Origin of the sequence: Vibrio sp. sp1 (assembly GCF_016920955.1) — a bacterium.
In the GTDB taxonomy this organism is placed as follows: Bacteria; Pseudomonadota; Gammaproteobacteria; order Enterobacterales; family Vibrionaceae; genus Vibrio; species Vibrio alginolyticus.
The window spans coordinates 411,387-436,984 of record NZ_CP060589.1; the positions used below are offsets into that span (position 1 = coordinate 411,387).

The 25,598-nt window shown below is 44.4% G+C and carries 27 protein-coding genes; 16 read left to right on the forward strand and 11 right to left on the reverse strand.

Features of this window, described 5'->3' with window-relative positions; translation table 11 throughout:
- The first annotated feature begins 154 nt into the window (after positions 1-154).
- Entirely contained in the window at positions 155-2,005 is a 1,851-nt protein-coding gene (sppA, locus tag H9L11_RS01915; RefSeq protein ID WP_005380705.1) for a signal peptide peptidase SppA, read from the forward strand.
- Between the two features lie 164 nt (positions 2,006-2,169).
- Positions 2,170-3,183, forward strand: a complete 1,014-nt coding sequence (gene ansA / locus H9L11_RS01920; protein WP_017635822.1) for an asparaginase — start codon at positions 2,170-2,172, stop codon at positions 3,181-3,183.
- Between the two features lie 95 nt (positions 3,184-3,278).
- On the opposite strand, the gene H9L11_RS01925 is transcribed toward ansA, so the two are convergent.
- Positions 3,279-3,563 carry a DUF1315 family protein gene (locus tag H9L11_RS01925; protein WP_005380700.1) on the reverse strand — a complete coding sequence of 95 codons (285 nt, stop codon included), beginning with the start codon at positions 3,561-3,563 and terminating at the stop codon, positions 3,279-3,281.
- 101 nt (positions 3,564-3,664) lie between these two features.
- On the opposite strand from H9L11_RS01925, the gene H9L11_RS01930 reads away from it, so the two are divergent.
- Positions 3,665-4,486 carry a DUF2989 domain-containing protein gene (locus H9L11_RS01930; protein WP_017821139.1) on the forward strand — a complete coding sequence of 274 codons (822 nt, stop codon included), beginning with the start codon at positions 3,665-3,667 and terminating at the stop codon, positions 4,484-4,486.
- A 117-nt stretch (positions 4,487-4,603) separates the two neighbouring features.
- Here the strand turns inward: H9L11_RS01930 and msrB are convergent, their stop codons facing one another.
- The gene (gene msrB / locus H9L11_RS01935; protein WP_005380698.1) at positions 4,604-5,011 is read right to left on the reverse strand and encodes a peptide-methionine (R)-S-oxide reductase MsrB; all 408 of its coding nucleotides are present in this window, start codon (positions 5,009-5,011) and stop codon (positions 4,604-4,606) included.
- A 337-nt stretch (positions 5,012-5,348) separates the two neighbouring features.
- On the opposite strand from msrB, the gene gap reads away from it, so the two are divergent.
- The 10 genes from gap to H9L11_RS01985 all read left to right on the forward strand — a co-directional run bounded on the left by gap (position 5,349) and on the right by H9L11_RS01985 (position 15,448).
- Positions 5,349-6,344: a type I glyceraldehyde-3-phosphate dehydrogenase gene (gene gap / locus H9L11_RS01940; RefSeq protein ID WP_005380697.1), complete on the forward strand. Its 996-nt coding sequence runs from the start codon at positions 5,349-5,351 to the stop codon at positions 6,342-6,344.
- Between the two features lie 156 nt (positions 6,345-6,500).
- Entirely contained in the window at positions 6,501-7,385 is an 885-nt protein-coding gene (locus H9L11_RS01945) for a D-hexose-6-phosphate mutarotase (protein WP_005380695.1), read from the forward strand.
- Between the two features lie 197 nt (positions 7,386-7,582).
- The gene (locus tag H9L11_RS01950; RefSeq protein ID WP_064376891.1) at positions 7,583-9,619 is read left to right on the forward strand and encodes a methyl-accepting chemotaxis protein; all 2,037 of its coding nucleotides are present in this window, start codon (positions 7,583-7,585) and stop codon (positions 9,617-9,619) included.
- 96 nt (positions 9,620-9,715) lie between these two features.
- Complete coding sequence (gene rlmA, locus H9L11_RS01955) at positions 9,716-10,543, forward strand: 23S rRNA (guanine(745)-N(1))-methyltransferase (protein ID WP_005380691.1); 828 nt, start codon at positions 9,716-9,718, stop codon at positions 10,541-10,543.
- Positions 10,544-10,640: 97 nt separating this feature from the next.
- Positions 10,641-11,588: a ChaN family lipoprotein gene (locus tag H9L11_RS01960; protein ID WP_064376892.1), complete on the forward strand. Its 948-nt coding sequence runs from the start codon at positions 10,641-10,643 to the stop codon at positions 11,586-11,588.
- 250 nt (positions 11,589-11,838) lie between these two features.
- Positions 11,839-12,198 (forward strand): hypothetical protein, encoded by a 360-nt coding sequence (locus H9L11_RS01965; RefSeq protein WP_005380688.1) that lies wholly within the window; start codon positions 11,839-11,841, stop codon positions 12,196-12,198.
- A gap of 398 nt (positions 12,199-12,596) precedes the next feature.
- Positions 12,597-14,174: an alkaline phosphatase gene (locus H9L11_RS01970; RefSeq protein WP_033907356.1), complete on the forward strand. Its 1,578-nt coding sequence runs from the start codon at positions 12,597-12,599 to the stop codon at positions 14,172-14,174.
- Positions 14,175-14,310: 136 nt separating this feature from the next.
- Complete coding sequence (locus H9L11_RS01975; protein ID WP_005384938.1) at positions 14,311-14,610, forward strand: ribbon-helix-helix domain-containing protein; 300 nt, start codon at positions 14,311-14,313, stop codon at positions 14,608-14,610.
- 140 nt (positions 14,611-14,750) lie between these two features.
- Positions 14,751-15,146 carry a VOC family protein gene (locus H9L11_RS01980; RefSeq protein WP_033907357.1) on the forward strand — a complete coding sequence of 132 codons (396 nt, stop codon included), beginning with the start codon at positions 14,751-14,753 and terminating at the stop codon, positions 15,144-15,146.
- A gap of 17 nt (positions 15,147-15,163) precedes the next feature.
- Entirely contained in the window at positions 15,164-15,448 is a 285-nt protein-coding gene (locus H9L11_RS01985; RefSeq protein ID WP_033907358.1) for a putative quinol monooxygenase, read from the forward strand.
- A gap of 69 nt (positions 15,449-15,517) precedes the next feature.
- Here H9L11_RS01985 and H9L11_RS01990 read toward each other — a convergent pair whose 3' ends face one another.
- Together H9L11_RS01990 and H9L11_RS01995 are read right to left on the reverse strand one after the other, a co-directional pair.
- Positions 15,518-17,197 (reverse strand): mechanosensitive ion channel family protein, encoded by a 1,680-nt coding sequence (locus H9L11_RS01990; RefSeq protein WP_005380681.1) that lies wholly within the window; start codon positions 17,195-17,197, stop codon positions 15,518-15,520.
- A gap of 191 nt (positions 17,198-17,388) precedes the next feature.
- Positions 17,389-17,829 (reverse strand): YcgN family cysteine cluster protein, encoded by a 441-nt coding sequence (locus tag H9L11_RS01995; RefSeq protein ID WP_005384948.1) that lies wholly within the window; start codon positions 17,827-17,829, stop codon positions 17,389-17,391.
- Between the two features lie 188 nt (positions 17,830-18,017).
- Between H9L11_RS01995 and H9L11_RS02000 the strand changes: the two genes are divergently transcribed.
- From H9L11_RS02000 to aqpZ, 3 genes are all read left to right on the forward strand, one after another.
- Complete coding sequence (locus H9L11_RS02000) at positions 18,018-18,266, forward strand: GlsB/YeaQ/YmgE family stress response membrane protein (protein WP_005380625.1); 249 nt, start codon at positions 18,018-18,020, stop codon at positions 18,264-18,266.
- A 137-nt stretch (positions 18,267-18,403) separates the two neighbouring features.
- On the forward strand, positions 18,404-18,652 hold the full coding sequence (locus H9L11_RS02005) for a YkgJ family cysteine cluster protein (protein ID WP_017820793.1): 249 nt from the start codon (positions 18,404-18,406) through the stop codon (positions 18,650-18,652).
- Positions 18,653-18,880: 228 nt separating this feature from the next.
- Complete coding sequence (gene aqpZ, locus H9L11_RS02010; RefSeq protein ID WP_033907359.1) at positions 18,881-19,579, forward strand: aquaporin Z; 699 nt, start codon at positions 18,881-18,883, stop codon at positions 19,577-19,579.
- Between the two features lie 51 nt (positions 19,580-19,630).
- Here aqpZ and recR read toward each other — a convergent pair whose 3' ends face one another.
- From recR to H9L11_RS02040, 7 genes are all read right to left on the reverse strand, one after another.
- The gene (recR, locus tag H9L11_RS02015; RefSeq protein ID WP_033907361.1) at positions 19,631-20,230 is read right to left on the reverse strand and encodes a recombination mediator RecR; all 600 of its coding nucleotides are present in this window, start codon (positions 20,228-20,230) and stop codon (positions 19,631-19,633) included.
- Between the two features lie 30 nt (positions 20,231-20,260).
- The gene (locus H9L11_RS02020; RefSeq protein WP_005380618.1) at positions 20,261-20,590 is read right to left on the reverse strand and encodes a YbaB/EbfC family nucleoid-associated protein; all 330 of its coding nucleotides are present in this window, start codon (positions 20,588-20,590) and stop codon (positions 20,261-20,263) included.
- A gap of 82 nt (positions 20,591-20,672) precedes the next feature.
- Positions 20,673-22,778 carry a DNA polymerase III subunit gamma/tau gene (gene dnaX, locus H9L11_RS02025; RefSeq protein WP_064376893.1) on the reverse strand — a complete coding sequence of 702 codons (2,106 nt, stop codon included), beginning with the start codon at positions 22,776-22,778 and terminating at the stop codon, positions 20,673-20,675.
- 8 nt (positions 22,779-22,786) lie between these two features.
- Complete coding sequence (gene apt / locus H9L11_RS02030) at positions 22,787-23,332, reverse strand: adenine phosphoribosyltransferase (RefSeq protein WP_005380615.1); 546 nt, start codon at positions 23,330-23,332, stop codon at positions 22,787-22,789.
- A gap of 162 nt (positions 23,333-23,494) precedes the next feature.
- Positions 23,495-23,842: a YbaN family protein gene (locus H9L11_RS02035; protein ID WP_025767186.1), complete on the reverse strand. Its 348-nt coding sequence runs from the start codon at positions 23,840-23,842 to the stop codon at positions 23,495-23,497.
- A 72-nt stretch (positions 23,843-23,914) separates the two neighbouring features.
- Positions 23,915-24,046, reverse strand: a complete 132-nt coding sequence (locus tag H9L11_RS23625) for a hypothetical protein (protein WP_005380608.1) — start codon at positions 24,044-24,046, stop codon at positions 23,915-23,917.
- Positions 24,047-24,269: 223 nt separating this feature from the next.
- Positions 24,270-25,376, reverse strand: coding sequence for a response regulator (locus tag H9L11_RS02040; protein WP_005380606.1), 1,107 nt, complete (start codon positions 25,374-25,376; stop codon positions 24,270-24,272).
- Between the last annotated feature and the right edge of the window lie 222 nt (positions 25,377-25,598).

Consider the following 25,598-nt stretch of genomic DNA (forward strand, 5'->3'; position numbering starts at 1 on the left):
GTTTACATTTTTGTAACACCGATCAATCTCGTGTGAAAATATGCCAATTGTTGAGTGGTCGTGATAAGCTAAAAAAATGTTATCTTTTGAGATCTTAGAGATAAGAACCCATACTTTGTTAGACTCGGCGTAACTATCTCGTTATGGAGACAAGATGAAAAAACTCTTCAAATTTATTGGTTTGATATTTAAAGGGATATGGAAAAGTATCACTTTCATCAGACTCGCACTGGCAAACCTAATTTTCTTGCTGATGATTGCCGTTTTCTACTTTGCCTTTACTTATACCGGAGACGGTCAACCTGTCGTCGAAAAAGAATCGGCATTGGTGATGAACCTTTCAGGCCCAATTGTCGAACAAAGACGTTATGTAAACCCAATGGACTCTTTTGCTGGTTCCCTTTTGGGTAATGAGCTACCGAAAGAAAACGTCCTTTTCGATATCGTTGATACTATTCGCTACGCGAAAGACGATCCTAAAGTATCTGGATTAGTGCTAGCACTGCGAGACATGCCAGAAACAAATCTCACGAAACTACGTTACATCGCGAAAGCGTTGAACGAATTTAAAGCGTCAGGCAAACCCGTTTACGCCGTAGGTGATTTCTACAACCAAAGCCAATATTACTTGGCAAGTTACGCTGACAAAGTTTATCTGGCACCTGATGGTGGTGTATTGATTAAAGGTTACAGCGCTTACTCAATGTACTACAAAACGTTACTTGAAAAGCTTGACGTTTCCACTCATGTTTTTCGCGTAGGTACTTATAAATCCGCTATCGAACCGTTTATTCGTGATGACATGTCCGATGCGGCGAAAGAGTCAGCAACACGCTGGGTTACTCAATTGTGGAGTGCTTTTGTTGATGACGTAACAACAAACCGAAACATTGATGCGAAAGTGCTTAATCCAACCATGGATGAGCTGATTAACGAGATGAAGTCTGTAAATGGCGATATTGCTCAGCTCGCAGTCAAATTGGGGCTAGTGGATGAACTTGCTACACGCCAAGACATTCGCACTCTATTTGCAAAACAGTTTGGCAGTGACGGCAAAGACAGCTACAACGCGATTGGTTACTACGACTACCTTGCAACGATTCGTCCCGATTACACACTACCTCAGCACGACATCGCCGTTGTTCTAGCAAGTGGCGCGATTATGGACGGTCAACAACCTCGCGGAACTGTTGGTGGTGACACAGTCGCAAGCTTGCTGCGTCAAGCACGCAATGATGAAAAAGTGAAAGCGGTCGTATTACGAGTAGATAGTCCAGGAGGCAGTGCCTTTGCTTCTGAAGTGATTCGTAACGAAGTAGAAGCTCTGAAGCAAGCAGGTAAGCCGGTTGTTGTATCCATGTCGAGTTTGGCTGCTTCTGGTGGTTATTGGATTTCAATGAGCGCAGACAAAATCGTTGCTCAGCCAACAACCCTGACGGGCTCCATTGGTATATTTAGTGTCATCACCACGTTTGAAAAAGGCTTTAGCAAGTTAGGTATTAACACTGATGGCGTTGGCACATCGCCGTTCTCAGGTGACGGTATTACCACTGGCCTTTCTGAGGGCGCGTCTCAAGTGTTCCAATTAGGTATCGAACACGGTTACAAGCGCTTTATTTCTCTAGTTGGCGAGAATCGCGATATGTCTCTAGAGGAAGTTGACAAAGTTGCTCAAGGTCGAGTTTGGACTGGCCAAGATGCACTATCCTTTGGTCTTGTCGATCAAATGGGTGACTTTGATGATGCTGTAGAGCTAGCGGCGAAACTAGCGAACGTGACCGATTATGGCATTTACTGGGTAGAAGAGCCTCTTTCACCTACTGAACTATTTCTACAAGAGTTTATGAAACAGGTGAAAGTCTCTCTAGGTATTGATGCAACAAGCTTGCTACCAAAAAGTCTTCAACCCGTAGCTCAACAATTCGAACAAGACGCAAGCTTGCTCCAAAGCTTCAACGATCCTAAAGGTCAATACGCATTTTGTTTGAACTGCCAAGTGCAGTAGTTTTTCCATCAATATTACAAAGGGCACTTCTACTTGAAGTGCCCTTTTTATTAGGCTTTGCATCTCCTCAGATGACTTTCTGATGCTGTGCGTATAGCCTCGCATCTCAAGGTTATTTAGGTATATAATCCCCGCCTCTGTTCCCCTACACGAAAGAAAAAACGATGACTAGAAAACACATCTACATCGCTTACACCGGTGGTACCATCGGAATGCAAAAATCCGACCACGGCTATGTGCCTGTTGCTGGCTTTATGGAAAAGCAATTAGCAAGCATGCCCGAATTCCATCGTCCTGAAATGCCGGATTACACCATCCACGAATACGACCCTCTGATTGACTCATCAGATATGACACCTGCTGACTGGCAGCAGATTGCGAATGATATTCGTGACAACTATGACAAATACGATGGTTTCGTTATCCTACATGGTACTGACACCATGGCGTACACAGCGTCCGCATTGTCTTTCATGCTTGAAAACCTTGGTAAGCCAGTGATTGTAACGGGTTCACAAATCCCTCTCGCAGAGCTGCGTTCTGACGGCCAAGCAAACCTATTAAACGCGCTACATATTGCGGCAAACTACCCGATCAACGAAGTAACTTTGTTCTTCAATAATCAATTGATGCGTGGTAACCGCAGTACAAAATCTCATGCAGACGGTTTTAATGCCTTTACTTCACCAAACCTTCCTCCACTATTGGAAGCTGGGATCAATATTCAAGTTAGCAACAGCGTAACCGTTGGTGCACAACCAGAAGGTGAGTTTAAGGTTCACAACATCACGCCACAACCAATCGGTGTGATCACCATGTACCCTGGTATTTCACACGAAGTTATCCGCAACACGCTTCGTCAGCCCGTGAATGCGATGATTCTTCTGACTTTTGGTGTCGGTAATGCTCCTCAGAACCCTGAGCTGCTTGGTCACCTGAAAGAAGCCTCTGAGCGCGGCGTTATTGTCGTAAACCTAACTCAGTGTTTGGCAGGTAAAGTGAATATGGGCGGATATGCCACAGGTTGTGCTCTCGCAGACTCTGGTGTTATCAGTGGCTTTGACATGACGCCCGAAGCGGCGCTGGCAAAACTACACTACCTTCTAAGCCAAAACCTTTCTTACGAAGAAGTAAAAGAGAGAATGCAACAAGTACTGCGTGGTGAAATGAGCCTGTAAGTTCAAGCTTTCTACGATCTAAAAAGCCCAATACAATTTGGGCTTTTTTCTTTCAAAATCAAAATAATAAAATTTTGAGAAATAAGGCGTAAGGATTAATCAATGTTCGGATTGACACGAACAATATCGCTCTCTTCTCCGCTGAATTGTTTTTTAAGCTCTTGTTTTGATTTAAAACTGATTTCACCACCGGCTGCAACCGTCATATGCTGCGCATCAGTATTATGTTTTGATTGATACAACATCACAGCTTGCATACACGAATCTCGCTGCTCTTTAGAAAGTGTTGTACCCTCAGGCCATCTTCCCGTTTCTACTGCATAGACTAAGCGATCATAAACTTCTGGAGTCATCGCTTGTAATAGTTGTTCTGCGTCCATAGTGTACCTTCTTATTACATTCTATTTACAGAACATAACGGGTTAAGAAACTGAGTCAAGAATACGAAAATGAATTGGTGTAACGGATCACAAGCAAAGCCATGAAAAGAACAAACTGGTTACTTCTCAGCCTCGCATGTTTTGCGCTATCGGGCTGTTTTGAAGGTAACGTGACAACCGAAGAGTTGTGCCAAAAAACACCAGAGCTGCGTTGCGAGCAGCTCAATATGGATGACGGCCAATGTCGAATTCCAAGAACAAATTTGGTTTGGCATCGGTTTGAGCAATTGAAAAACCCATCAGAGGCCAACCAAATCATCGAATACGGTCTGGTCGCTGAATATAGGAAATGCTTAGAACTCGCCTCCCAGATCACCCCTATTGATCAAAGTGCTCTCAAAAGACAACGCTTTAATGCATTGGTACACAGTATTGATGAGCTAGAGCGCATCGTAAACGAGTTAAAAGGCTCAGAAGACCCGGCTACTTTGTATTTCTTATGGTCTCAAACGGGAGATACTCAAGCTCGGCGCGCATTTTTACAAATGGAAGGGTCTCCCCAATTAAATAATGCTGAGATGCAATATGCATTAGCCACTTTTTATACCAACCGAGATACCAAGAAAACCCTGGAGCTTCTTAATAACGCGTTGTCTTTATCTGATGAAGACAACATCAATCCGGTCATTCTCAAGTCAATGGCAAGTATTCATCAGGGGCTTGGAGACAAAGAGCAAGCGTATCTATGGGCAATGGTCGCGAAGAGATTCGACGTACCGCTTGCTGATGAAAAGCAGCTCCAACGTATGTTCAATTTCAGTCATCCAGAGCGATATAAGCAGTTGGATGAATTAGCCGAATCGGTGGCGAAAGCCATAGAGAAAGGTATCTATTCCCCAGCAATGATACCCAGTGAGATATAAACGAAAAACTCCCGCAATGAGCGGGAGTTTTTATTTAAGTCGAGCGACACTCAGATCACTGTTGAGCATGAATCATCCTGAAAGGATAAAACAATCTCGAGCACAATTTTGTCGTTATTATTCTGATTTGTTGAAAATTAACGACACAGAATTAACACAAAAACGCTCTCCTGTGGTCTGTGGGCCATCTTCAAAAACGTGCCCTAGATGGCTATCACACGTTGCACAACGAATCTCTGTACGTACCATTCCGTGACTTAGATCTTCTAAATAACGCACCGCTTGATCGTTGATAGGCGCATCAAAACTTGGCCATCCGCAGCCAGAGTCATACTTGTTATCAGAGACAAAGAGAGGGGCATTACAACAAGTACAAGCATAAACACCAGTTTCCTTATTATGCAGTAGCTTACCGCTGAAAGGAGGCTCTGTACCTTGCTCTCGGCAAACACGGAACTCTTCATCAGACAGTTGCTCACGCCACTGTTCATCTGACTTCGTCACTTTTTTCCCGCTTTGTTCCACGACTTTCGGCTCCTTATTTACTGTTCTTGGTATTGACTTTTTTAGCAAAAAACTTGCTTCTCTTAACAGTTGTAGCACATACTTTCTCACCAGGACACCATGCGTAATTAATTTGATAAGAGCACTTATCTCACCAGTTATATTACGCCAACTGGGCTACAGAAGAATCAGTTAAAAGTTTAAAAAACGTACATTTGCAAAGAATTGTTAAAAAAAGCGTCGCTTTTTTTTGACTTTAAACAAGTTAAGTCCGATTATCACTTGCAGATGTTTACTGGATTCTGTAATTTTACTACCAGTTATCTTTAATCAGAAATTAAGTTGTGGAGCAACTATAATGACTATCAAAGTAGGTATTAACGGTTTTGGCCGTATCGGTCGTTTCGTATTCCGTGCAGCGCAAGAGCGCAACGACATCGAAGTAGTAGGTATTAACGACCTTATCGATGTAGATTACATGGCATACATGCTTAAGTATGACTCAACTCACGGCCGTTTCAACGGTACTGTTGAAGTTGAAGGCGGTAACCTAATCGTTAACGGTAAAACTGTACGTGTTACTGCAGAGCGCAACCCTGAAGACCTAAAATGGGACGAAATCGGTGTTGACGTTGTAGCTGAAGCAACTGGTCTTTTCCTAACTGACGAGACTGCACGTAAGCACATCACTGCTGGCGCGAAAAAAGTTGTACTAACTGGTCCTTCTAAAGACGCTACTCCAATGTTCGTTAACGGCGTAAACTTCGACACTTACGCTGGTCAAGACATCGTTTCTAACGCTTCTTGTACTACTAACTGTCTAGCGCCTATCGCTAAAGTTCTTAACGACAAGTTCGGTATCGAATCTGGTCTTATGACTACAGTTCACGCAACTACAGCAACTCAAAAAACTGTAGATGGTCCTTCTGCTAAAGACTGGCGCGGTGGTCGTGGTGCTTCTCAAAACATCATCCCATCTTCAACTGGTGCTGCTAAAGCTGTAGGCGTTGTACTTCCAGAAGTAAACGGCAAACTAACTGGTATGGCTTTCCGCGTACCAACTGCTAACGTTTCTGTAGTTGACCTAACTGTTAACCTAGTTAACGGTGCTTCTTACGAAGACATCTGTAAAGCGATGAAAGAAGCTTCTGAAGGCGAACTAAAAGGCGTTCTAGGCTACACTGAAGATGCAGTTGTATCTCAAGACTTCATCGGCGAAGTTTGCACTTCAGTATTCGATGCTAAAGCTGGTATCGCGCTAACTGACAAATTCGTTAAGGTTGTATCTTGGTACGACAACGAAATCGGTTACTCAAACAAAGTTCTAGACCTAATCGCTCACATCTCTAAGTAATTAGAAAGTTAGCAATTAGCGAATAACTTCGTTAAAGAAAAGGCGGCTCTAGAGTCGCCTTTTTTGTATCTGGAATTTGAGAGAATGCAGGCTCGATGTTGCATTTAATGTGCGAAGCGCGTCTAAAAGCTCTCCCCCAGCGATAGGAAACTACACATGGATTTAAAAACTCTCCCAGCCCTAACGGTGCTATCTGATAACGTCACTATCGTTGAAGTTGATCAGATAAAAATCGTCCGCGTGATTCATGACAAAGCAACGGCAGGCATCTCGCTACACGGTGGTCATGTCGTGTCGTTCACGCCTAAAGGTCAAGAAGATCTGATCTGGATGAGCGAAAAAGCTGTCTTCGATGGTAAAGCTGCTCTTCGCGGTGGTATTCCGGTTTGTTGGCCTTGGTTTGGGCGTATTGCTGCTCCAGCTCACGGCTTTGCCCGCACCGCAGAATGGGAGTTGGTTGAACATCGTGAGAACCATAACGGTGTGATTGTTGAACTTGCTCTGTTCCCGACAGAAGAAATCCACGATATTTGGCCCCATATGTTTGACGCTCGTTTGGTGATTGAAGTGGGCGATGAGCTAAAAGTGACGCTCAAAGTCATGAACATTGATGACGAGGCTTGGACCTTCTCTGGCGCATTACATACTTACCTAAACGTTGGAGACATTAAGCAAGCACAAACGACAGGCATGGGTGCCGAGTACATTGATAGCTTGAAAGCTGATGCGGTATGCCAAGGTGGTAATGTTCTACAACTAACTGACACCATTGACCGCGTTTACACGCAACCAGAAGCGAAAATTTTGGTAAAAGACCCGGTATTGGATCGTACGCTAAGCGTACACAACCAAGGCCACAACTCAGCAGTATTATGGAACCCTTGGGCAGAAGGTGCGCAAAGCATGGGTGACATGGCTGACGATGGTTATCAAACCATGTTGTGTGTGGAGTCTACTGTTCATGCACCAAGTATTGAGCAAGGTCAAACCCTCCAACCAGGTGAGACACATGAACTTGTCACTGTCATTTCAGCGCAGTAAGAATCACCATATAAAGGCCGGGATACCCGGCTTTTTTTGTAATAAAAGCTCTGCTTAGATGGTCCTATCTTTACTAACTTATTGGTTACTGGTCACTTTTGACGGTTTCATTAATAAATATCAAAAAAATTGATCATATAAACCGATAGCATACCGATACAAAACTCATAAATAATAAAAATATCAGGAATTAGTCTATGTTAGAGAGATACCGAAATCAAAGTGTCGGATTCCAGTTGAAACTGGTGATCACTTTGTGTCTATTCATTGCTTTCAGCAGTATTGCAGCGCTTGTTTACCGCAACGCTTCCGATGTTCTATTGGAAAGCACACTGAAAGAACACCAATCTAAAGTAGAATCAATGGCAAAAACCATTGCTGGCCAATTCGATGCTTACCTGCACACCGCTAAAGTCCTCGAATCTACTTTTCGCAATGGCTACCTTGCCGGTGTCTATGTCGAAAATTACACGGTTGACTTCATGGGACATGAAGTACCAAACATCACTCAATACAGTGAAAGCTTAATTAATGACACCAAGTTGGTCGACAGTTTCACACGTGATACCGGCGCTATAGCAACGCTATTCGCACCATTGGGTGACGACTTTATTCGGGTGTCCACCTCCCTAAAAGATCCACAAGGTCAGCGAGCGGTCGGAACCACGCTAGGCATCAACCATCCTGGTTATCAGCAGCTTAAAGCAGGACAACCGTATTACGCTCAAATTAAATTGTATGGCGAGCGCTACATTACCTACTATGCCCCAATCAAAGATGCGACAGGAAAGGTAGTAGGCCTATCGTTTATTGGCTTACCAGTAGACCAAGCGACACAAACCTTATTCGATGCACTCGAAGAGATAAAATGGGGCGACACTGGTTACACCATTATCGTTGATAACGACGAAAACAATCTTGGTAAATACCTACTTCATCCAGCAAAAAGCGGCTCAGATTCGTCAATACTAGAAGTCGCCGACTACAATGGTCACAAGCCTTTTGGTCAGATTTTCGAACAATCTAGTGGATTAATTCGCTACCCTTTCGAGTACCAAGGTAACGTAGGCGAAAAGTATCTTGTCTACACAGAGGTTCCAGGTTGGAACTGGAAACTGCTAGGCGGTACGTTTATCAAAGAAGTTACAAAAGGTAGCGACACGCTTCTCACACTCATTGCCATCATTTCTTCGGTAGCGGCAATCATTACTTTTGTTGTACTGACACTTTTCTTGAATCACAGCTTACAACCTCTCACGACTCTAAACTCATACATGACTCGCTTAGCCGGCGGCGAAGTCAGCTTGAACATCCCAGCGTCTCGTAAAGCATCAAAGAATGAAATTACGAACCTGAGCTCGGGTGTCGCCAGTATGGCAAGTCAGCTCAATGAACTTGTCGGTAAGATCCGTTCAACAAGCGACTTAGTGGAGAGCAACTCCACCAGCGTTGCCAACGATGCACATAGCAATTTGACCCAAGCCGACCGACAACAACAAGAAGTCGAGCAAGTTGTGACAGCGATTGAAGAAATGGCCTCTTCCGCTCAATCTGTCGCACAACAAGTCGAAAGCATTGCGGAAAACGTACGCTCAGCAAATACCGATAGCCAGTCTGGTCTCGCGATTGTTGAAGGCGTATGTATCGACGTTGCTCAACTTAACGATCAATTGGATCAATCAGCAACGGCTATCGAGCAAGTAAATCGCGATAGCGAGAGTATTCAAACCGTCACTAAAATGATTGATGAAATTGCTGAGCAAACCAATTTACTTGCCTTGAATGCCGCCATTGAAGCAGCACGAGCAGGTGAACAAGGTCGTGGCTTCGCAGTTGTAGCAGATGAAGTGCGCACACTTGCGCACCGAACCCAAAGCTCAGTTCAGGATGTCGTGGAAATTATCGAGAAACTAAAAGGGTCGACTCATAATGCAGTTAATATGATGACAGACAGCCAACGCAGTGCAAACCAGGTCTTGGACAAAGCACAAGACGCGGGCACAGCATTAGAAGCCATCGCAGTACAAGTGCAGTCGATAGCCTCTCAAGCCGACGCCATTGCAGCGACTTCAGAAGAACAAGCTCAAGTTTCACAAGAAATTGCAGCAAATGCCCATTCTATCAGTGAACTTAACCGAGAAAGCCGCAACACGAGCGCAAAAACCTCGCAAAGTGCCATTGAACTTCAACAACAAGCACGAAACTTGAAAGAGCAAGTCGACTTCTTCCACTAATACTTAATAAGAGCCGACCCAGTCGGCTCTTTTTGTTTCACTTGATACCACGCTTTTTGATAGAATTTGCCGCCCTACTTTCTGTTCGAGATCGTCATGAACTATCAATGCCCTCTATGCCACCAAGCTCTAGCGTTAAATGAAAAAACGTTTAAGTGCGAAAACAATCATCAGTTTGACTTAGCAAAAGAAGGCTACGTTAACTTGATGCCAGCGCACCACAAACGTTCTAAAGATCCTGGTGACAACAAAGAGATGATGCAAGCTCGTCGTCGATTCCTCGAAGGAGATTACTACAACCCAATGCGCCAAGAAGTGGCGCAGCTGTGTGCAACATACACTGAGGGGAGCACCCATCAATTATTAGATATTGGTTGTGGTGAAGGTTACTACACAGATCAAGTACAAAAGACGATAGAAACACAAGCGAACCATGCCACGATTTATGGCTTAGACATTTCCAAAGTTGCCATTCGTTACGCGGCGAAGCGTTACACGCACTGCAACTTTAGTGTGGCTTCTAGTCACCGACTTCCCTTCGCAAATGAATCCTTAGATGCCATTTTGCGCATTTATGCCCCGTGTAAAGCTGAGGAGCTGCAGCGCGTTGTAAAAAACGACGGCGTTGTTGTCACGGTTACTCCTGCTAGCCGCCACTTATACCAACTGCGTGAGCGCATTTATCAAGAAGTTCGTCTTCACAATGAAGAACCAGAACATATTGAAGGGTTTGAATTAGAGCACCAGCAGCATCTTAACTATGTTATGGACTTGAAAAACGGAGCCGCAATCGATTTATTGCAAATGACGCCATTCGCATGGAAAGCAACCGATGCTCTTCGTGAAGAGTTGAAATCCGCTACACTTTTCCAATGTGAGGCTGATTTTATGTTGCGTGTATATCGCAAAAAAACACTCAATTAATAAGTCAAAAAAACAACAAACGCAAATAGTTATCATTTATATTGATTCGTTGCTCAGCCTCCATTAATATCATCCGGACATTTTTGGAGGCTTTTCAATGCGCTTTTCTACTTTGAGCTTGCTCTTTGCAGGCTTACTTACTGGTTGCTCTTCATATACGCACACCAACTCTCACGCAACCTCAGCGGAAGTCACTAGTTTTTACGACTACCAACTATACACCCCTTCTGGCGAGCACATCGCTCTAAGCAAACTGCCAATTGAGCTGCAACAAGCAGATGTCATTCTTATTGGTGAATGGCACACACACGCCGGCGTTCATCGCTTTCAAACCGATATGCTCAAACAACTTACGTCCTACGACCGCTCACTCGCGTTATCTATGGAACAATTTACCCGCGACAAACAACCTGTTGTTGACGCTTACCTACGTGGGGAGATCGGCGAACAGTACTTAATGAAACAAGCCAACGCTTGGCCCAATTATGAAAGCGACTATCGCCCTCTCGTGGAGTTTGCTAAGCAGAAAAATCTCCCGGTCATTGCAGCAAATGCACCAAAGAGCATTGTCCGATGCATTGGTCGACAAGGGCTAGATTACATTAACAAGCTCGATGATGATCAGCGGATGTTCATTGCACAAGCCATCAACACTGGTAGTAGTCCGTACAAAGAAAAGTTCATGGCATCCATGCATCACGGTAAGCCAGAGCAGACGGAAAAACAGTTTGCAGCTCAAGTTACTTGGGATGAAACTATGGCGGAATCTATCGTTAGCTACCTAGACGACAACCCAGGCGCTCAGGTTGTCCATGTTGCAGGCAAGTTTCACACCGAGCAAGGGTTGGGTACGGCAGCATCAATCTTAAGCCGCAACTCGAGCTTAAAAGTGGTTGTAATTAGCCCAACAGATAACGTGCTTTCCGATAATACTGACTATCAGTTAGAGGTCCTCGCACCACCAGTACGGTATGTACAAGATGCTCACCGCATGGCGGCATATCAACATCTAACTAAACGCAATAACGATCTTCAATGTAAGTAGCTGGTCTTCAATTTAAGTTACTACCTTGCGTTGCGTTGCATCATCACACCGCTCCGAATTCATAGGGTGACAACGGTCTGCTTCCTGCTGGTCTATTTTTTGCTAATGATCACCAATAGAAACTAGAAGCGGCAAAAGCAGACCTGTTTTTATCCAAATAGCTTCAGAAATAAACTTTGCCGCCGATAAAAATATAACTGCTTTTTGCCCGCACTCAGTGACCGAGTGTCGATGTTCCAAGGAGTATTCGATGAATCCAGTAGGAAGCACTTCTGTTAATAGCTATGCCAAACAATCTGTCGCCTCTAAACAAGCAAGTATTGCACAAGAAGAAACTAGTGCTTCGCCTCTGAAAGTCGAACACAATAAGGTGACGCTTTCGACCGAGGGCAAAGCGCTACTTGCCGCTCTGCAACAAATCGAGCACGACAGCAAGAAAATAGAAGCAGAAGATAAATCTGTTGGTGAAAAGGTCGAATCTTTCACGCATGGTGCGCTTGGCATGGATCACCCTGATAAAATCGAGAAAGAAGAGGATGGCTCATATTCTGCGGGTCAATACCTGTCTGCGGCACTTACCGTTGGTGGCATCATATTGGCATTAGTCTGATAACCAGTCTGATAATCGTCACGACAACAAATCCTATTTGAACCAAACACTTACTGCAGCCCATAATTTAATAAGCCAAAGAACGATATGATGCAAACGTAAGTGAATTCGACCGCTCTTGTGGCCCGATAATACATGCTCGTTTATTGCTCCCTAAACTAGGTTTCTTGTGAAGGCACTGAATGGATAACTTTAGTCCATGCTTTCAACTCCTAAGCGTAATCCAAGCCCACGTTTGTGGGCTTTCTTCTTTCCAAACTAACGAACGTTAGAGAGCGACTCATTTTTTCTGCAAAACCAAACAAAAACGACAATTTGGTTAAACTTTTATTACCGACACAAAACCTTCATAAATCATTGCTTTAATGCCTGCGCTTTCAATAAACAAGGAAAATATAATGAAGCGCTTAGTATCTCCAATCGTTACGGCAGTGGCTGCATCTACCCTCTCTTTCAATGCACTCTCAGCTGAAATCAAAAACGTCATTTTGATGATCGGCGACGGCATGGGTCCTCAACAAGTTGGTTTACTCGAGACCTACGCAAAACACGCACCTAACTCGGTTTACAAAGGCGAAAGCACAGCGTTATACAAACTCGCTCAAGAAGGTGTGATTGGATCATCACTGACCAATCCAGAAGACGCAATTGTCGTCGACTCTGCGTGCTCAGCTACGATGCTAGCGACAGGAATCCCTACCGCTTCTGAAGTCATTGGCATTGATAGCCAAGGCAACCATGTCGAAACTATTTTAGAAAAAGCCAAAAGTAAAGGTAAAGCAACTGGGCTCGTCTCTGATACGCGTATGACCCACGCAACGCCAGCAGCATTTGCCGCTCATCAACCACATCGCTCCCTAGAAAACAGTATTGCGGCGGATATGCTCGAAACAGGCGTAGACGTGATGATGTCTGGTGGACTTCGTCATTGGATTCCAAAGTCGACAAACGACAAGGGAGAGACATACGAGCAGCTTGAAAAGCTCACTGAAGGAAATGTCTACCTAAAATCGAAACGCAAAGACGAACGCAACTTGCTTACTGAGGCGCAAGACCAAGGTTACAACCTGGCTTTCAGCCGCGATATGCTCACACAAGCTAAAGGTGACAAATTACTTGGACTTTTTGCTTACTCGGGCATGAACGATGGTATTGCCTACAGTCAAAGCAAAAACGATCCAAAACGCACGCAGCCATCGCTGAAAGAAATGACCACCAAAGCAATCGACATTCTTTCAAAAGACAAAGACGGTTTTTTCTTGATGGTTGAAGGCGGCCAAATTGACTGGGCTGGCCACAGTAACGATGCAGGTACGATGCTGCATGAAATGCTTAAATTCGATGAAGCGGTAAACTCAGTTTATGAGTGGGCAAAAGGCCGTGATGACACCCTGATCATTGTTACTGCTGACCACGAAACCGGCTCTTTTGGCTTTAGCTACTCATCAGCAAACTTGCCTAAACCACAAAAACGCGACGGCGAAGCATTCAAAAATCAGGATTACGCGCCAAACTTCAACTTTGGTCAGTTCGAGATCCTCGATGGTTTATACAACCAAAAGAAAAGTTACTACGGCATGATCAGTGAATTCCAAGCGCTTGATAAGAAAGAGCAAACTCCAGAGAAGTTTGCGGAAGTCGTGAACGCAAATAGCGATTTTTCGATTACGCCTGAGCAAGCAGAACGCGTATTAGCAAGTAAACCAAATCCATACCGACTCGCTGGACACAAATACTTAAGCGAAGAGAACGTACCGACAATCAATGACTTTGATGCTTTCTTTCCTTACAACGACCGTAGCAACTTGCTAGCGCGTGAGCATGCAACAAAGCAAAACACAGTATGGGGGACGGGTACTCATACGCATACTCCTGTCAACGTATTTGCTTGGGGACCTGCAGAAACTATCCTTCCAGTATCAAAAATCATGCACCACTCGCAACTAGGCGAGTACTTGAAGCAACAAATTAAATAATCAACTTGCACTTACTTCACAACTCGTGATGTTTCAACGCTCTCGCAAGGGAGCGTTTTTTTATGCATGAAAACAGTTGACGTTTTAAATCGTACACCACAATAATTATGGGTCTTTAATTATATGAATAAAGAAAATGTGCGAAATCTTTGCTAAGCAACCCCAAGACAACTATCAGTTCATCACCCGCTCTATCCGTATTGATGGTCACGCGACCAGTGTAAAACTTGAAGCGAGCTTTTGGACAATTCTTGAGGAAATCGCTAGTGCTCAAAACATGACGGTTCCTAAATTCATAAGCACTGTTTATCAAGAAGCACTCGAATACAATGGTGAAGTGAACAACTTTGCCTCCTTACTTCGATGCGCTTGCCTCACTTACGCCCGCCAACCTCAAGAGACCACTCGTCAAGCACTTGCGCAACTTAACAGTTAATAGCAACCAACCGACCAATAACCATCCTAGGCTATGCATCCGTATTATAAACCCTTGAGCATCTTCTAATTTGTCGTACTAGAGTACTACCCAGACTCCTTTTGAAATCGCTAACCTGTGCGGACTATCAAGGAGTACCTATGACAAAAATGATTCACACCATGATCCGAGTAAGTGATCTGGACCGCTCTCTACAATTTTACTGTGACATACTTGAACTAGAAGTCGCTGATCAATACATCTTTGATGGCTTTTCTCTAACCTATCTAGCCAACCAAGAAACTGGCTTTGAATTGGAACTGACGCACAATCACGACCAAAGTGAGCCCTACACTCACGGCTCAGGTTACGGCCACCTTGCCGTCAGCGTGGAGGACATTGAACAAGCCCACAAACGCATTAAATCTCTCGGCATTGAAACTGGTGACATCAAAGCCTTTGACCATCAACAAAAGCATTTAGCAACGTTCTTTTTTGTAACCGACCCTGATGGTTACAAAATTGAGTTCCTGCAACGCCAAGGGCGTTACCTATAACAAAAAGAGTAAACATTATGATTCACTTGACGGCTACCTTTCATGCACAACCGGGAAAAGAACAAGAGTTGAAAGAGGTACTTACCCGAGCGCTTGAACCTACTCGCAATGAAGAAGGTTGTGTTCGTTATCAATTGTTCCAAGATAAAGACAATGCATGCCACTTCGTTTTTCAGGAGCAATTTAAAGACCAACAAGCATTTGAGCTTCATGGTAAAACAGAACACTTTGCTCTTTTGATTAGCCAGATCGACAACTTGTTAGAATGCGAGCCGAAACTGGTGTTCTTCGACGAACTGTAACTATAGCGCTAACCGAAGATCAAAAAAGGCACTCTATCTAGAGTGCCTTTCACTAGTTGGGATCTGTGATTAAGCGTCTTGCTTCTCCACCATATGCAAATGCACATCTTGTTGTGGGAAAGGAATCGAAATACCTTCTCGGTCGAAGCGTAGTTTCACTTCTTTAGTCACATCCCAATATACATCCCAGTAATCATCCGTTTTTACCCAAGGGCGCACAATAAAATCTACAGAAGACGTATTTAATGTATGAACTTTGATCATTGGCTCTGGAGTGCGAAGTACCGACGGGTGAGAGGTAATGATATCAGACAATACTGACTCCGCTTTTAAGAGGTCATCCGCATAGCCAATGCCAAACACCATATCCACGCGGCGAATGCGTTCATGCGTGACGTTCTTAATAACATCTCCCCAGATTTTGCTGTTAGGAACAATAATAATTTGGTTATCAAACGTACGGATTGTGGTGTTCACCAAACTCATATGGCTTACCTTGCCATCCACACCGCCAGCATACACAAAATCACCAACATCAAATGGGCGATAAATAAGCAGCATCATACCCGCCGCGAAGTTGGATAACGTGTCTTGCAACGCGAAACCAATAATCACACCAGCAATACCGAAACCGGTTAGGATTGGCGCTAGGTTCAAACCAAGCTGAGATAAGCCCACCATGATACCGATCACCCACACGAATTTGCCGGACATCGAGATAAAGAAGTCCTGCATCAAGTGGGAAAGTTTTAAGTTTTTCGATGCAACTGCTTTACGGACGACTTTGCGAGTTAACTTAGCCAGTCCGCGAGCGATCAATAAAATCAGCGCAAAAACAAACAACTGGAAGATATGCTGCGGTGCATTCTCGGCAAACCAATCCAGTGCCGAGTTGGACCAGTGACTCAGTATTGACCACACAACTTTGGTATTCAGTAAATCATGGGTGATATTACCCGTCACTTCAAAAATTTGGCGCTTGTATTCAGACGTTTCTAAACCGACTTTATCACCAATTGAAATCAGGTTGCGTAAGCTTTCTGTCGCAATATTTAGCCTTTGTTTAGTAATGAGCTGACTAAGTTGCAACGACGCTTTTTCCGACTCTGGGCTAGACGAAAGTTGGGAGCCAATGATCTCACTTTGCTGACTCAAGTACTCAATTGAAGCAGACAGTAAGCGCATACGTTTATCAATTTTATCTTTTAATTCCGCTTCTGCGCGCTCGTTTTGGGCCCCTAGCTCCTTCAACCAAGCGAGATTTTGCCAGCTCGAATCGAAGCTAACATCAAGATAACGCTGTAGCTCTCGATAATCATTAACAAGAGCAAGCTTCTCTTCATCCTTAGCCTTATTTAAATCCTCGACGACTTTCTTTATTTTTTCCGATAGATAGTTCGTCGCGTCCTCAGAGTATTGTTCTTGTTTTTTAACTAGCAAGATCAGCTTGTCGCGAGAGATAGTTTCACGTTCAATCGCTGACGCTAACTGGCTTCTTAATTCTTCATTCTTTTGGAATAGTTGCAGTTGAAGGGCATCACGCTCGTCGCCACTCGCTTGCGAGAGGCTTTGGGATAAATCCACAATCTCTCGGTTCAAGTTGTCAATCGAGATTTCGGCAGCAGAAGGCTCTTGGATGTCGTCAGTAGCAGTCGCATGAACAGCCATTGGGGAGAACATAATGACGGCAAGTGCGAATAATGTCACCCAAGATGTCAGGCGCAGTTTCTGGGGGAAATGAAACGTCATGTTTACCTCATAGGGAACAATCCTGATCAAAACAATCAGAAATAGAAGTGTAAAGCGTTGAAATCATACTCCTAAGTTTACAACACTAAATAATAAACTGAGCAGCATTTCGTTAGCGAGACGTCAAAGTTGGGAGCCCCAATAGCAAACAAGCCTTTCATTTAATCAATGAAAGGCTTGTTTTTATTCGACTAAGGACGGTTGGGATGATTTAAAATATGGTCTTCCCAATCCACCACATCAATCTCGTAAACGACTTTGTTACGGACACTTTCCCCTGCCGCATGCATTGCGGACTTAGAGCCTGTAATCAACGGATGCCATTCTGGTAAAGGCTGCTTTTCAGCCAACAGACGGTAAGCGCACGTGTGTGGCAGCCAAGTAAAATCGTCGATGTCTTCTCGGGTCAGCTTGGTGCACTCTTCACCCGAAGTGAAACGGTTTGGGTAATCCTTACATGAACACGTTTTACTGTTCAGCCAGCTACAAGCCACATTGGTATAGTAGATTTCATCGGTATCTTCATCCATCAGCTTATGCAAACAACATTTGCCACAACCATCACAGAGAGATTCCCATTCCTCTTCTGTCATCTGCTCTAACGATTTACTTTGCCAAAATGGAGTGCTCATACTTCAGGTCTCACCAAGGGAATTTAGGGGGCGATTTATACTCTTCTCAACGCAAAAGTTCAAGTTTTGAGAAGATCTTGCATCCTTCCCACATAACGGTGGAGATATTCAACTACTTTCGTTTTACTGTTCTATCCTTAAACAAGTTTCCATTACTCAATTGATCAAGAAGGCATTAAGGAGTTTTCATGGGTATTATTTCTTGGATTATTTTGGGCTTAATCGCCGGCGCACTTGCTAAATGGCTCATGCCAGGAAAAGATGGGGGCGGTTGGATTGCAACAATGTTACTTGGTATTGCAGGGGCATTTGTAGGTGGCTTCCTTGGCGGCATTCTCGGTTTCGGCGGAGCAACTGGCGTCAACATTGGTAGTATCATTACCGCAACACTAGGCGCATTTATTCTGTTGTTTGTTTATAACCGTTTCTTAAAATAATCACGATGATTTAAAAGCAAAAAACCAAAAAGGGAGCGTAATGTTAAGCGCGCCCTTTTATTTTTTTCTTTCTTCACTCTTCCAATCCACGTCAAAATGACCATAATTGCCCCCTTAATTTTTAAGAGGTTTACATTATGGATTGTCGATTAGGATGTGGAGCGTGCTGTATTGCGCCAAGTATCTCTTCACCAATACCTGGAATGCCCAAGGGCAAACCTGCAGGTGTTCGTTGTGTGCAACTCAACGACGACAATTTGTGCAAGCTATTTGGTAAGCCTGAACGCCCTAAAGTCTGTCACGATTTTAAACCGTGTCCGATTGTATGCGGCAACACCAATCAAGAAGCACTCGACAACATCACTGAATTAGAACAATTGACGTAATGCGACTCTAGACCACACGTTTAAAGTTAGTACCTCGGTTGTTTCTCTCCGAGGCAGTAATCAAAGCCAACTCAAGATTTAGCACTCCCCCCTCAGCCTTTTATCTCACCCTTGAGAACTCTTGCCACATAGCGTCCCATTTGCGGTTTTCGCGCGATCTCCCTCACAATTTATTGACAATTCTCGACTATGTTCAGCGGGTCATTTAATTAAAGATCAGGAAAGAACATGAATAAGTATTTGGCTGAGGCTTTTGGCACGTTCTGGCTAGTGTTAGGCGGCTGTGGTAGCGCGGTGTTGGCTGCGGTTTTCCCTGAAGTGGGTATTGGTCTGTTGGGCGTTTCTTTGGCATTCGGTTTAACCGTTCTGACGATGGCATTTGCTATCGGTCATATTTCAGGTTGTCACTTGAACCCTGCAGTGACAGTTGGCCTTTGGGCTGGCGGTCGTTTTGAGACAAAAGACGTTGCTCCCTACATCATCTCACAGGTGATCGGCGGGCTTATCGCAGGTGGCGTGCTTTACGTTATTGCATCTGGACAAGCAGGATTCGATGTTGTGGGTTCTCGCTTTGCCGCCAATGGTTATGGTGAACACTCTCCAGGCCAATACTCGATGATCGCTGCACTTGTGACTGAAGTTGTCATGACGATGATGTTCCTGATTGTCATTATGGGTGCAACAGACAAACGTGCGCCACAAGGCTTTGCACCTATCGCAATTGGCCTGTGTTTGACTCTCATTCACCTGATCAGCATTCCTGTCACCAATACGTCAGTAAACCCTGCTCGTAGCACGGCAGTCGCAGTATATGTGGGTGACTGGGCGGTTTCTCAGCTATGGCTGTTCTGGATTGCTCCTATTGTGGGTGGCGTGCTTGGTGCAGTTATCTACAAAAATCTTCTTGGTAAAGAATCGAACGATTAATCGTTCCTAACTCCCAAAATCAAAAAAGCCGCTGAATTCAGCGGCTTTTTATTAAATTCTGTGTCGACCTAATAGCGAATGTGACAACGTCGTGCCATCAACAAGCTCTAGCTCCCCACCGACAGGCACACCATGCGCGATGCGGCTGGCATCAACTTGGTGCTCTTTACATAGCTCTGCGATGTAGTGGGCAGTGGCTTCACCTTCAACTGTTGGGTTTGTCGCCAAAATCACTTCGGTAACATCACCGCGACGTAAGCGGTAATCAAGGACATCCAACCCAATATCACTTGGACCAATACCATCTAATGGCGACAAATGCCCCATAAGAACAAAATACCGACCAGAATATTGGCCTGTTGCTTCAACGGCTGCGATGTCTGCCGGGCTTTCTACCACACAAATTTGACCATTTTCTTGGCGTTTTGGGTTGGTACAAATGTGACAGACTTCTTCTTCGGTGAAGGTTCGACACTCAGTACAATGACCTATTTCTGTCATTGCCTGACTAAGCGCATCTGCAAGCTGCAAACCGCCTTTTCTATCGCGCTGTAACAAATGAAAGGCCATACGCTGCGCTGACTTGGGGCCAACCCCAGGTAGACAACGTAAGGCCTCCATCAATTGTTCCAGCATATGACTGGTACGCATTAAAAGTCCGCTTAATTAAATATCAGCAGATTAGAATGGCATTTTCATGCCTGGTGGTAGTTGCATACCGCCAGTTACAGAAGCCATTTTCTCTTTTTGAGTTTCTTCAACACGACGGGCTGCATCGTTGAACGCCGCAGCGATAAGATCTTCAAGCATTTCTTTGTCGTCTTCCATCAAACTTTCATCGATGTCAACACGACGTACGCTGTGACTACCAGTGATAGTAACTTTAACTAGGCCAGCACCAGACTCGCCAGTTACTTCCATATTCGCGATTTCTTCTTGAAGCTTTTGCATGCGATCTTGCATTTGCTGGGCTTGCTTCATTAGGTTGCCCATACCGCCTTTACCAAACATGTTTATCTCTCTGGTTTAATGAGGTGTTGCATCAATTAATGGGGTTATACCTTTGGGTTTTCAACCCCATTCCATTCGATTATTAGATAGGGCGCACACTATCTTTATCAAGCTCTGCAGCAAAACGACGTTCAATAAATTGAACATTTGGATCGTTTTCTAAACTGTTCAGCGCTTGCTGTAATTTCTCTTGGTAGAGCCTATCTCTCAGTTCAAGTGGTGTTTCTCCACTCTCCCCTATTTCGATGCTCATGTGGCACTCTTCACCCAACACGGTATTAAGTGCTTTAAGCAATTCGGCTTGAGCTCTATCAGTATTCAAATGAGCTTGGCTGCTTCTCAATAGTAACGAAACGGTTGTTCCTTCCTTACTATAATGAGAGTTTAGCGCAAGTTGCTCTACCAGCTTAGGGATCTCCATTAAGCTGATTAGCTTCGCCCATTCATTATGTTCTAATGACTCATCGATGAGCTTTTGTGCCATTTCAGGCGTTTTCTCATGCTCAAGTGCCTGCTTGAGCTGCGTAGGTGTCAGTTTTGTATTTACTTTTGTCTCAACAGGCTTGCTTGGACGCCAGCGATACGCTTCCTCAACTTGTGGCTCCGTCGACTTCGGAGCTAAGTTTGGCGACACCTGCGCGGAATTGCCATGCAATTGCGCTACTCGGTCGATAACCGATTCTGGTTGTGCAGATGCCGCTTTAGGCTTTTTTGAGCCACCATTTTGAGGAGTATTCTGTTGTAGGCCTTGACGCTGAGAACGTAATTGGTGACGTAAACCGCTTAGACCACCGCGCGCTGGTGTTGAAACGCTCTCTTGCATTTGTTGAGGTGGCGTTTCATGCTGCGGCGCTGGGTTTTCACTCATCGGCGGCGCCATATCATACTGTGGTGGAACCGTCTCATATCCACTCGCTTGATACTCAGGTTGCGAACTGGATGAAGGTTGAGGCGCCACTTGTGGTGTGCTTTGTGCTGGACTCGGCTGTTGAGCTCGAGGGGCAGCTGCGGTCTGAGCTGGCGCAGCCTTTGATTGACTGGCACTTTGAACTGGGGCTGAAGCTGATTCGCAGTTACTGGAAACAACATTTGCCCCACTGTTACTTGATGGGCGGAACGCCATCATACGCAGCACAATCATTTCCAGACCGACTCGCCCATTTGGCGAGAGAGTCAAATCTTCACGACCTTTCAATGCAATTTGGTAGTAAAGCTGAACGTCTTGCGGACTTAGTGCTTTACTCAACAACTCGATTTTTTCTGCATCTGGCTGCGCTCGGTCTAGCGACGCTGGCAGCGCTTGATACATCGCAATTCGATGAAGCTGTGTTGCGACTTGCTGCAACAAACCATCCCACTCAACACCATTTGCTGCTAATTGCTGGATTTTATCCATGGCTTGTTGAGGTTGCTTGCTGCTGATTGACTCTAGTAAGTGAATCGCTTGGTCGGTATCAATCGTCCCCAACATGTGGCTGACAATATCGGTTTGCACCGCACCGTTACCTAATGCAATTGCTTGATCAGTCAAGCTGAGAGCATCACGCATACTGCCATCTGCAGCATGTGAGATCATACCCAACGCTTTTGGCTCTGCTGAAACTTGCTCTTGACCTAGGATGTAATCAAGTTGCTGGTGAATCTCATCAACGCTGATTGGTTTCAGATGAAACTGAAGACAACGCGACAATATAGTGACAGGCAGCTTTTGTGGATCAGTTGTTGCGAGTAAGAACTTCACATACTCTGGCGGCTCTTCCAGGGTTTTCAACAACGCGTTGAAAGAGTGACGCGATAGCATGTGCACCTCATCGATGAGGTACACTTTAAAACGTCCACGAGCAGGTTTGTATTGAACGTTGTCTAACAGTTCACGAGTGTCTTCAACTTTAGTACGTGATGCTGCGTCGATTTCAAGAAGATCGACAAAGCGACCTTCATCAATTTCACGACAAGTATCACACTTACCACAAGGTGTCGCGGTAATGCCGGTTTCGCAGTTCAAGCCTTTGGCAAACAGCCTACCGATACTCGTTTTACCCACACCACGAGTCCCGCTGAACAGATAAGCATGGTGTAAACGGTTTTGCGCCAGTGCGTTTTCCAACGCCGTCAGGACATGTTTTTGTCCGACAACTTGGTCAAACTGATTAGGACGCCATTTTCGCGCTAAAGCTAAATAACTCATTGAATGTATTAATGTCCTTCAAAATCGCAGATGCTGTACACGTTTAGACCTAGTGCTTCTAAACGTTTATCGCCACCGATTTCTGGTAGGTTGATAACGAACGCAGCGTGCTCAACTTCACCACCCAGTTGGCGAATCAGCTTAGTCGTCGCTTCAATAGTACCGCCCGTTGCCAATAAATCGTCGACAACCAGTACTTTGTCGCCTTCAACGATGGCATCTGTATGGATTTCTAGTGTATCAACGCCGTATTCAAGCTCATAAGATTGAGCAACAGTAGGGCGTGGTAGCTTGCCTGGTTTACGCACTGGTACAAAACCAACACCTAGCTCAAGCGCTAAAGGCGCGCCAAATAGAAAGCCACGAGCTTCCGTACCCACAACCTTGGTAAAGCCCATATCTTTGTAACGTTCAACAAGTAAGTTGATCGTCGCTTGGTATGCTTTTGCGTCTTCAAGAAGGCTCGTCACATCACGAAATAGAATGCCTGGCTTTGGGTAGTCTTGGATGCTTTTGATGCTAGATTTGATCAGTGAAATTGTTTCTGTAGTCATAATACCGATTTACTTAGATTGGCTCATCGCCCTCTCTAATCGCAGTATCACGAGGGCAACGAACAATAGGTTTTCACCACTATGTGCTTATTTTCGTAAAAGTCACAGGCGCTGAAAATACAAACGCCCACTCGAAGAGCGGGCACACTATTCTCTACAATCTTAGTGATTTTCTTCTCGGTCAGCAACCAACTCAATCACAGGCAGACGCATAAACCAGCTGAGTAAAACGATTAGCATCACTAAAAGACCAATTTTTACCCAAACGAGGGGGACAACAACGATTGAAACCATGAAACTAAGCGCAATAAAAATCGCACCACGCTTTTTTACTTTTGAAGTAACAGCCCGATGCTTATGCCAATTGTCGAGAATGGGTCCAAACGTTTTGTGGTTATGTAACCATTGATGAAATGCGGGGCTACCACGCATAAAACATGCGCTAGCAAGCAAAATAAAAGGTGTGGTGGGTAACAGTGGAAGGGCTATGCCGGCTATGCCGAGCACAATACAGAGTCCACCAACAGTATTGAAAAAGTAACGCTTAATACGAATGGTGAACTCCGGTACAAAATAGCTAGATTAAAAGCCTGCGTAACCATTCATTACACGAAGCCAGGTTAGCGTTGCAGGAAGTGTTGGGATCAAAAGAACTGCAATAAAACCTAAAAAGTAAAAAATATTATAAGGCTCTTTAAAATCTTTGTCTGCCATGATGTGTCTTCTCACTAGTTGACTTTGCTTCTCCCAAGGCACAGCGTTAAATTATCGTTGCACAAATGGGTCATTATTGTTTTAAGCGCTGACTATACATTAAACAGCCAAATCTAAACACCAGTAAAAAGTAAGGTTATTAAACTAAACGTATGTTGTGTTGGTGGTTCTAAAAAGATAATAAGCAGCGTAAGGACGCTGCTTATTGGTTTGCAAGTCATAATTATACTAGTCGGGATTTCCGGGTAATACTTAAACTAAAACTTGAAGAACCTAAACACCCGATAGATAACTGTCCTGCAACACTAAGCGGTAAATCGCGGGTGATGAAGTTTTTCATACTTCCTCCCCCTAAACGGTTACCTGCTGCGATGTGTTGATTCGTATTTCCGTCAGACCAATGGCTATCTAAACCCGCAGGCAATATAGAGACCGAGGATGAAGCGAGGTCGGCGACACCAAACACAGCATTGACTGCACCCGCACACTCCGAACACTCAATTCCTTTTTCAATGATCCCTACCATGTCCTTGAGATCAGCACTGAAACTTTTCAAGTTACGGAGATAGTCGTCAAACAATGCCCTAACGAGCAATGTCGTCGCAACTCCATCATTAGCTTGAGAAGCAGAATCAACGAGATAAAACGCAAATTGACCATTCATTAACCAACGATAATCGAAAACCAAGGGCATCACATCCGTTGATTGCAATAAACGGTACGAGCAGCGCCAATCTCCCTGAGCAGCATCCTTCTCTGGCAATAGCGCTTGCAGTAAATCTCTTGCCGCACTCGGATTCTGTTGTAAATATTCCAGATGCCAATATAGCTCTTGTTCATCTGGGATTTCACCACCATCATCAACCCTGAACCACTGACTTGAAAAGTCACGTTGTTCTGAGAAGTGGCTATCGGTATCTTCTAGCGTATTCTCTATCGCCTGAGATAGGTGCTCATAATTACCTATCGGTTTAGGAAGAAAATCTTTAATACCAAATCGCAACGCTTTCGCGACATCGGACATTTCATCCGTGCCTGATACCACGATAAGCGGCATATATGGGTATTCGAGACTAACTTCTTCGACGAACTCGATACCATCTAAGACCGGCATCGATAAATCACATAAGATAAGATCGGGTTGGCATTCCCTGAGTTGTTGAAGCGCTTCTAGGCCGTTTTCTGCTTCTACTACTTTAAAACCCTGACTTTCTAAATAGGCATTGGTTACTTTACGAAATATTGGATCATCGTCCACCAACATTATTAGTTTTTGATTAATCACTTCCTGTGCCGAGACCATTGCCGTTTGACTGTGAGTCTTAAACATACCTTTATCCCTCACAAAGCTCAGTCAAAAAAACAGATTTATTATTAAGTCATTATTTTTGTTGTGTTTACTTCCAGCAAAACGTGTCACAGCAAGACCTGAGGCCGCTTTGCCTTGTTATAAAACTTAGCTCGGAAACTGCATTAATACAAATATTACGGCGTATAACAGTATTTACTCAAACAGGGTTGCTGTGTTCAAATGATGCAACATGTTGACTTA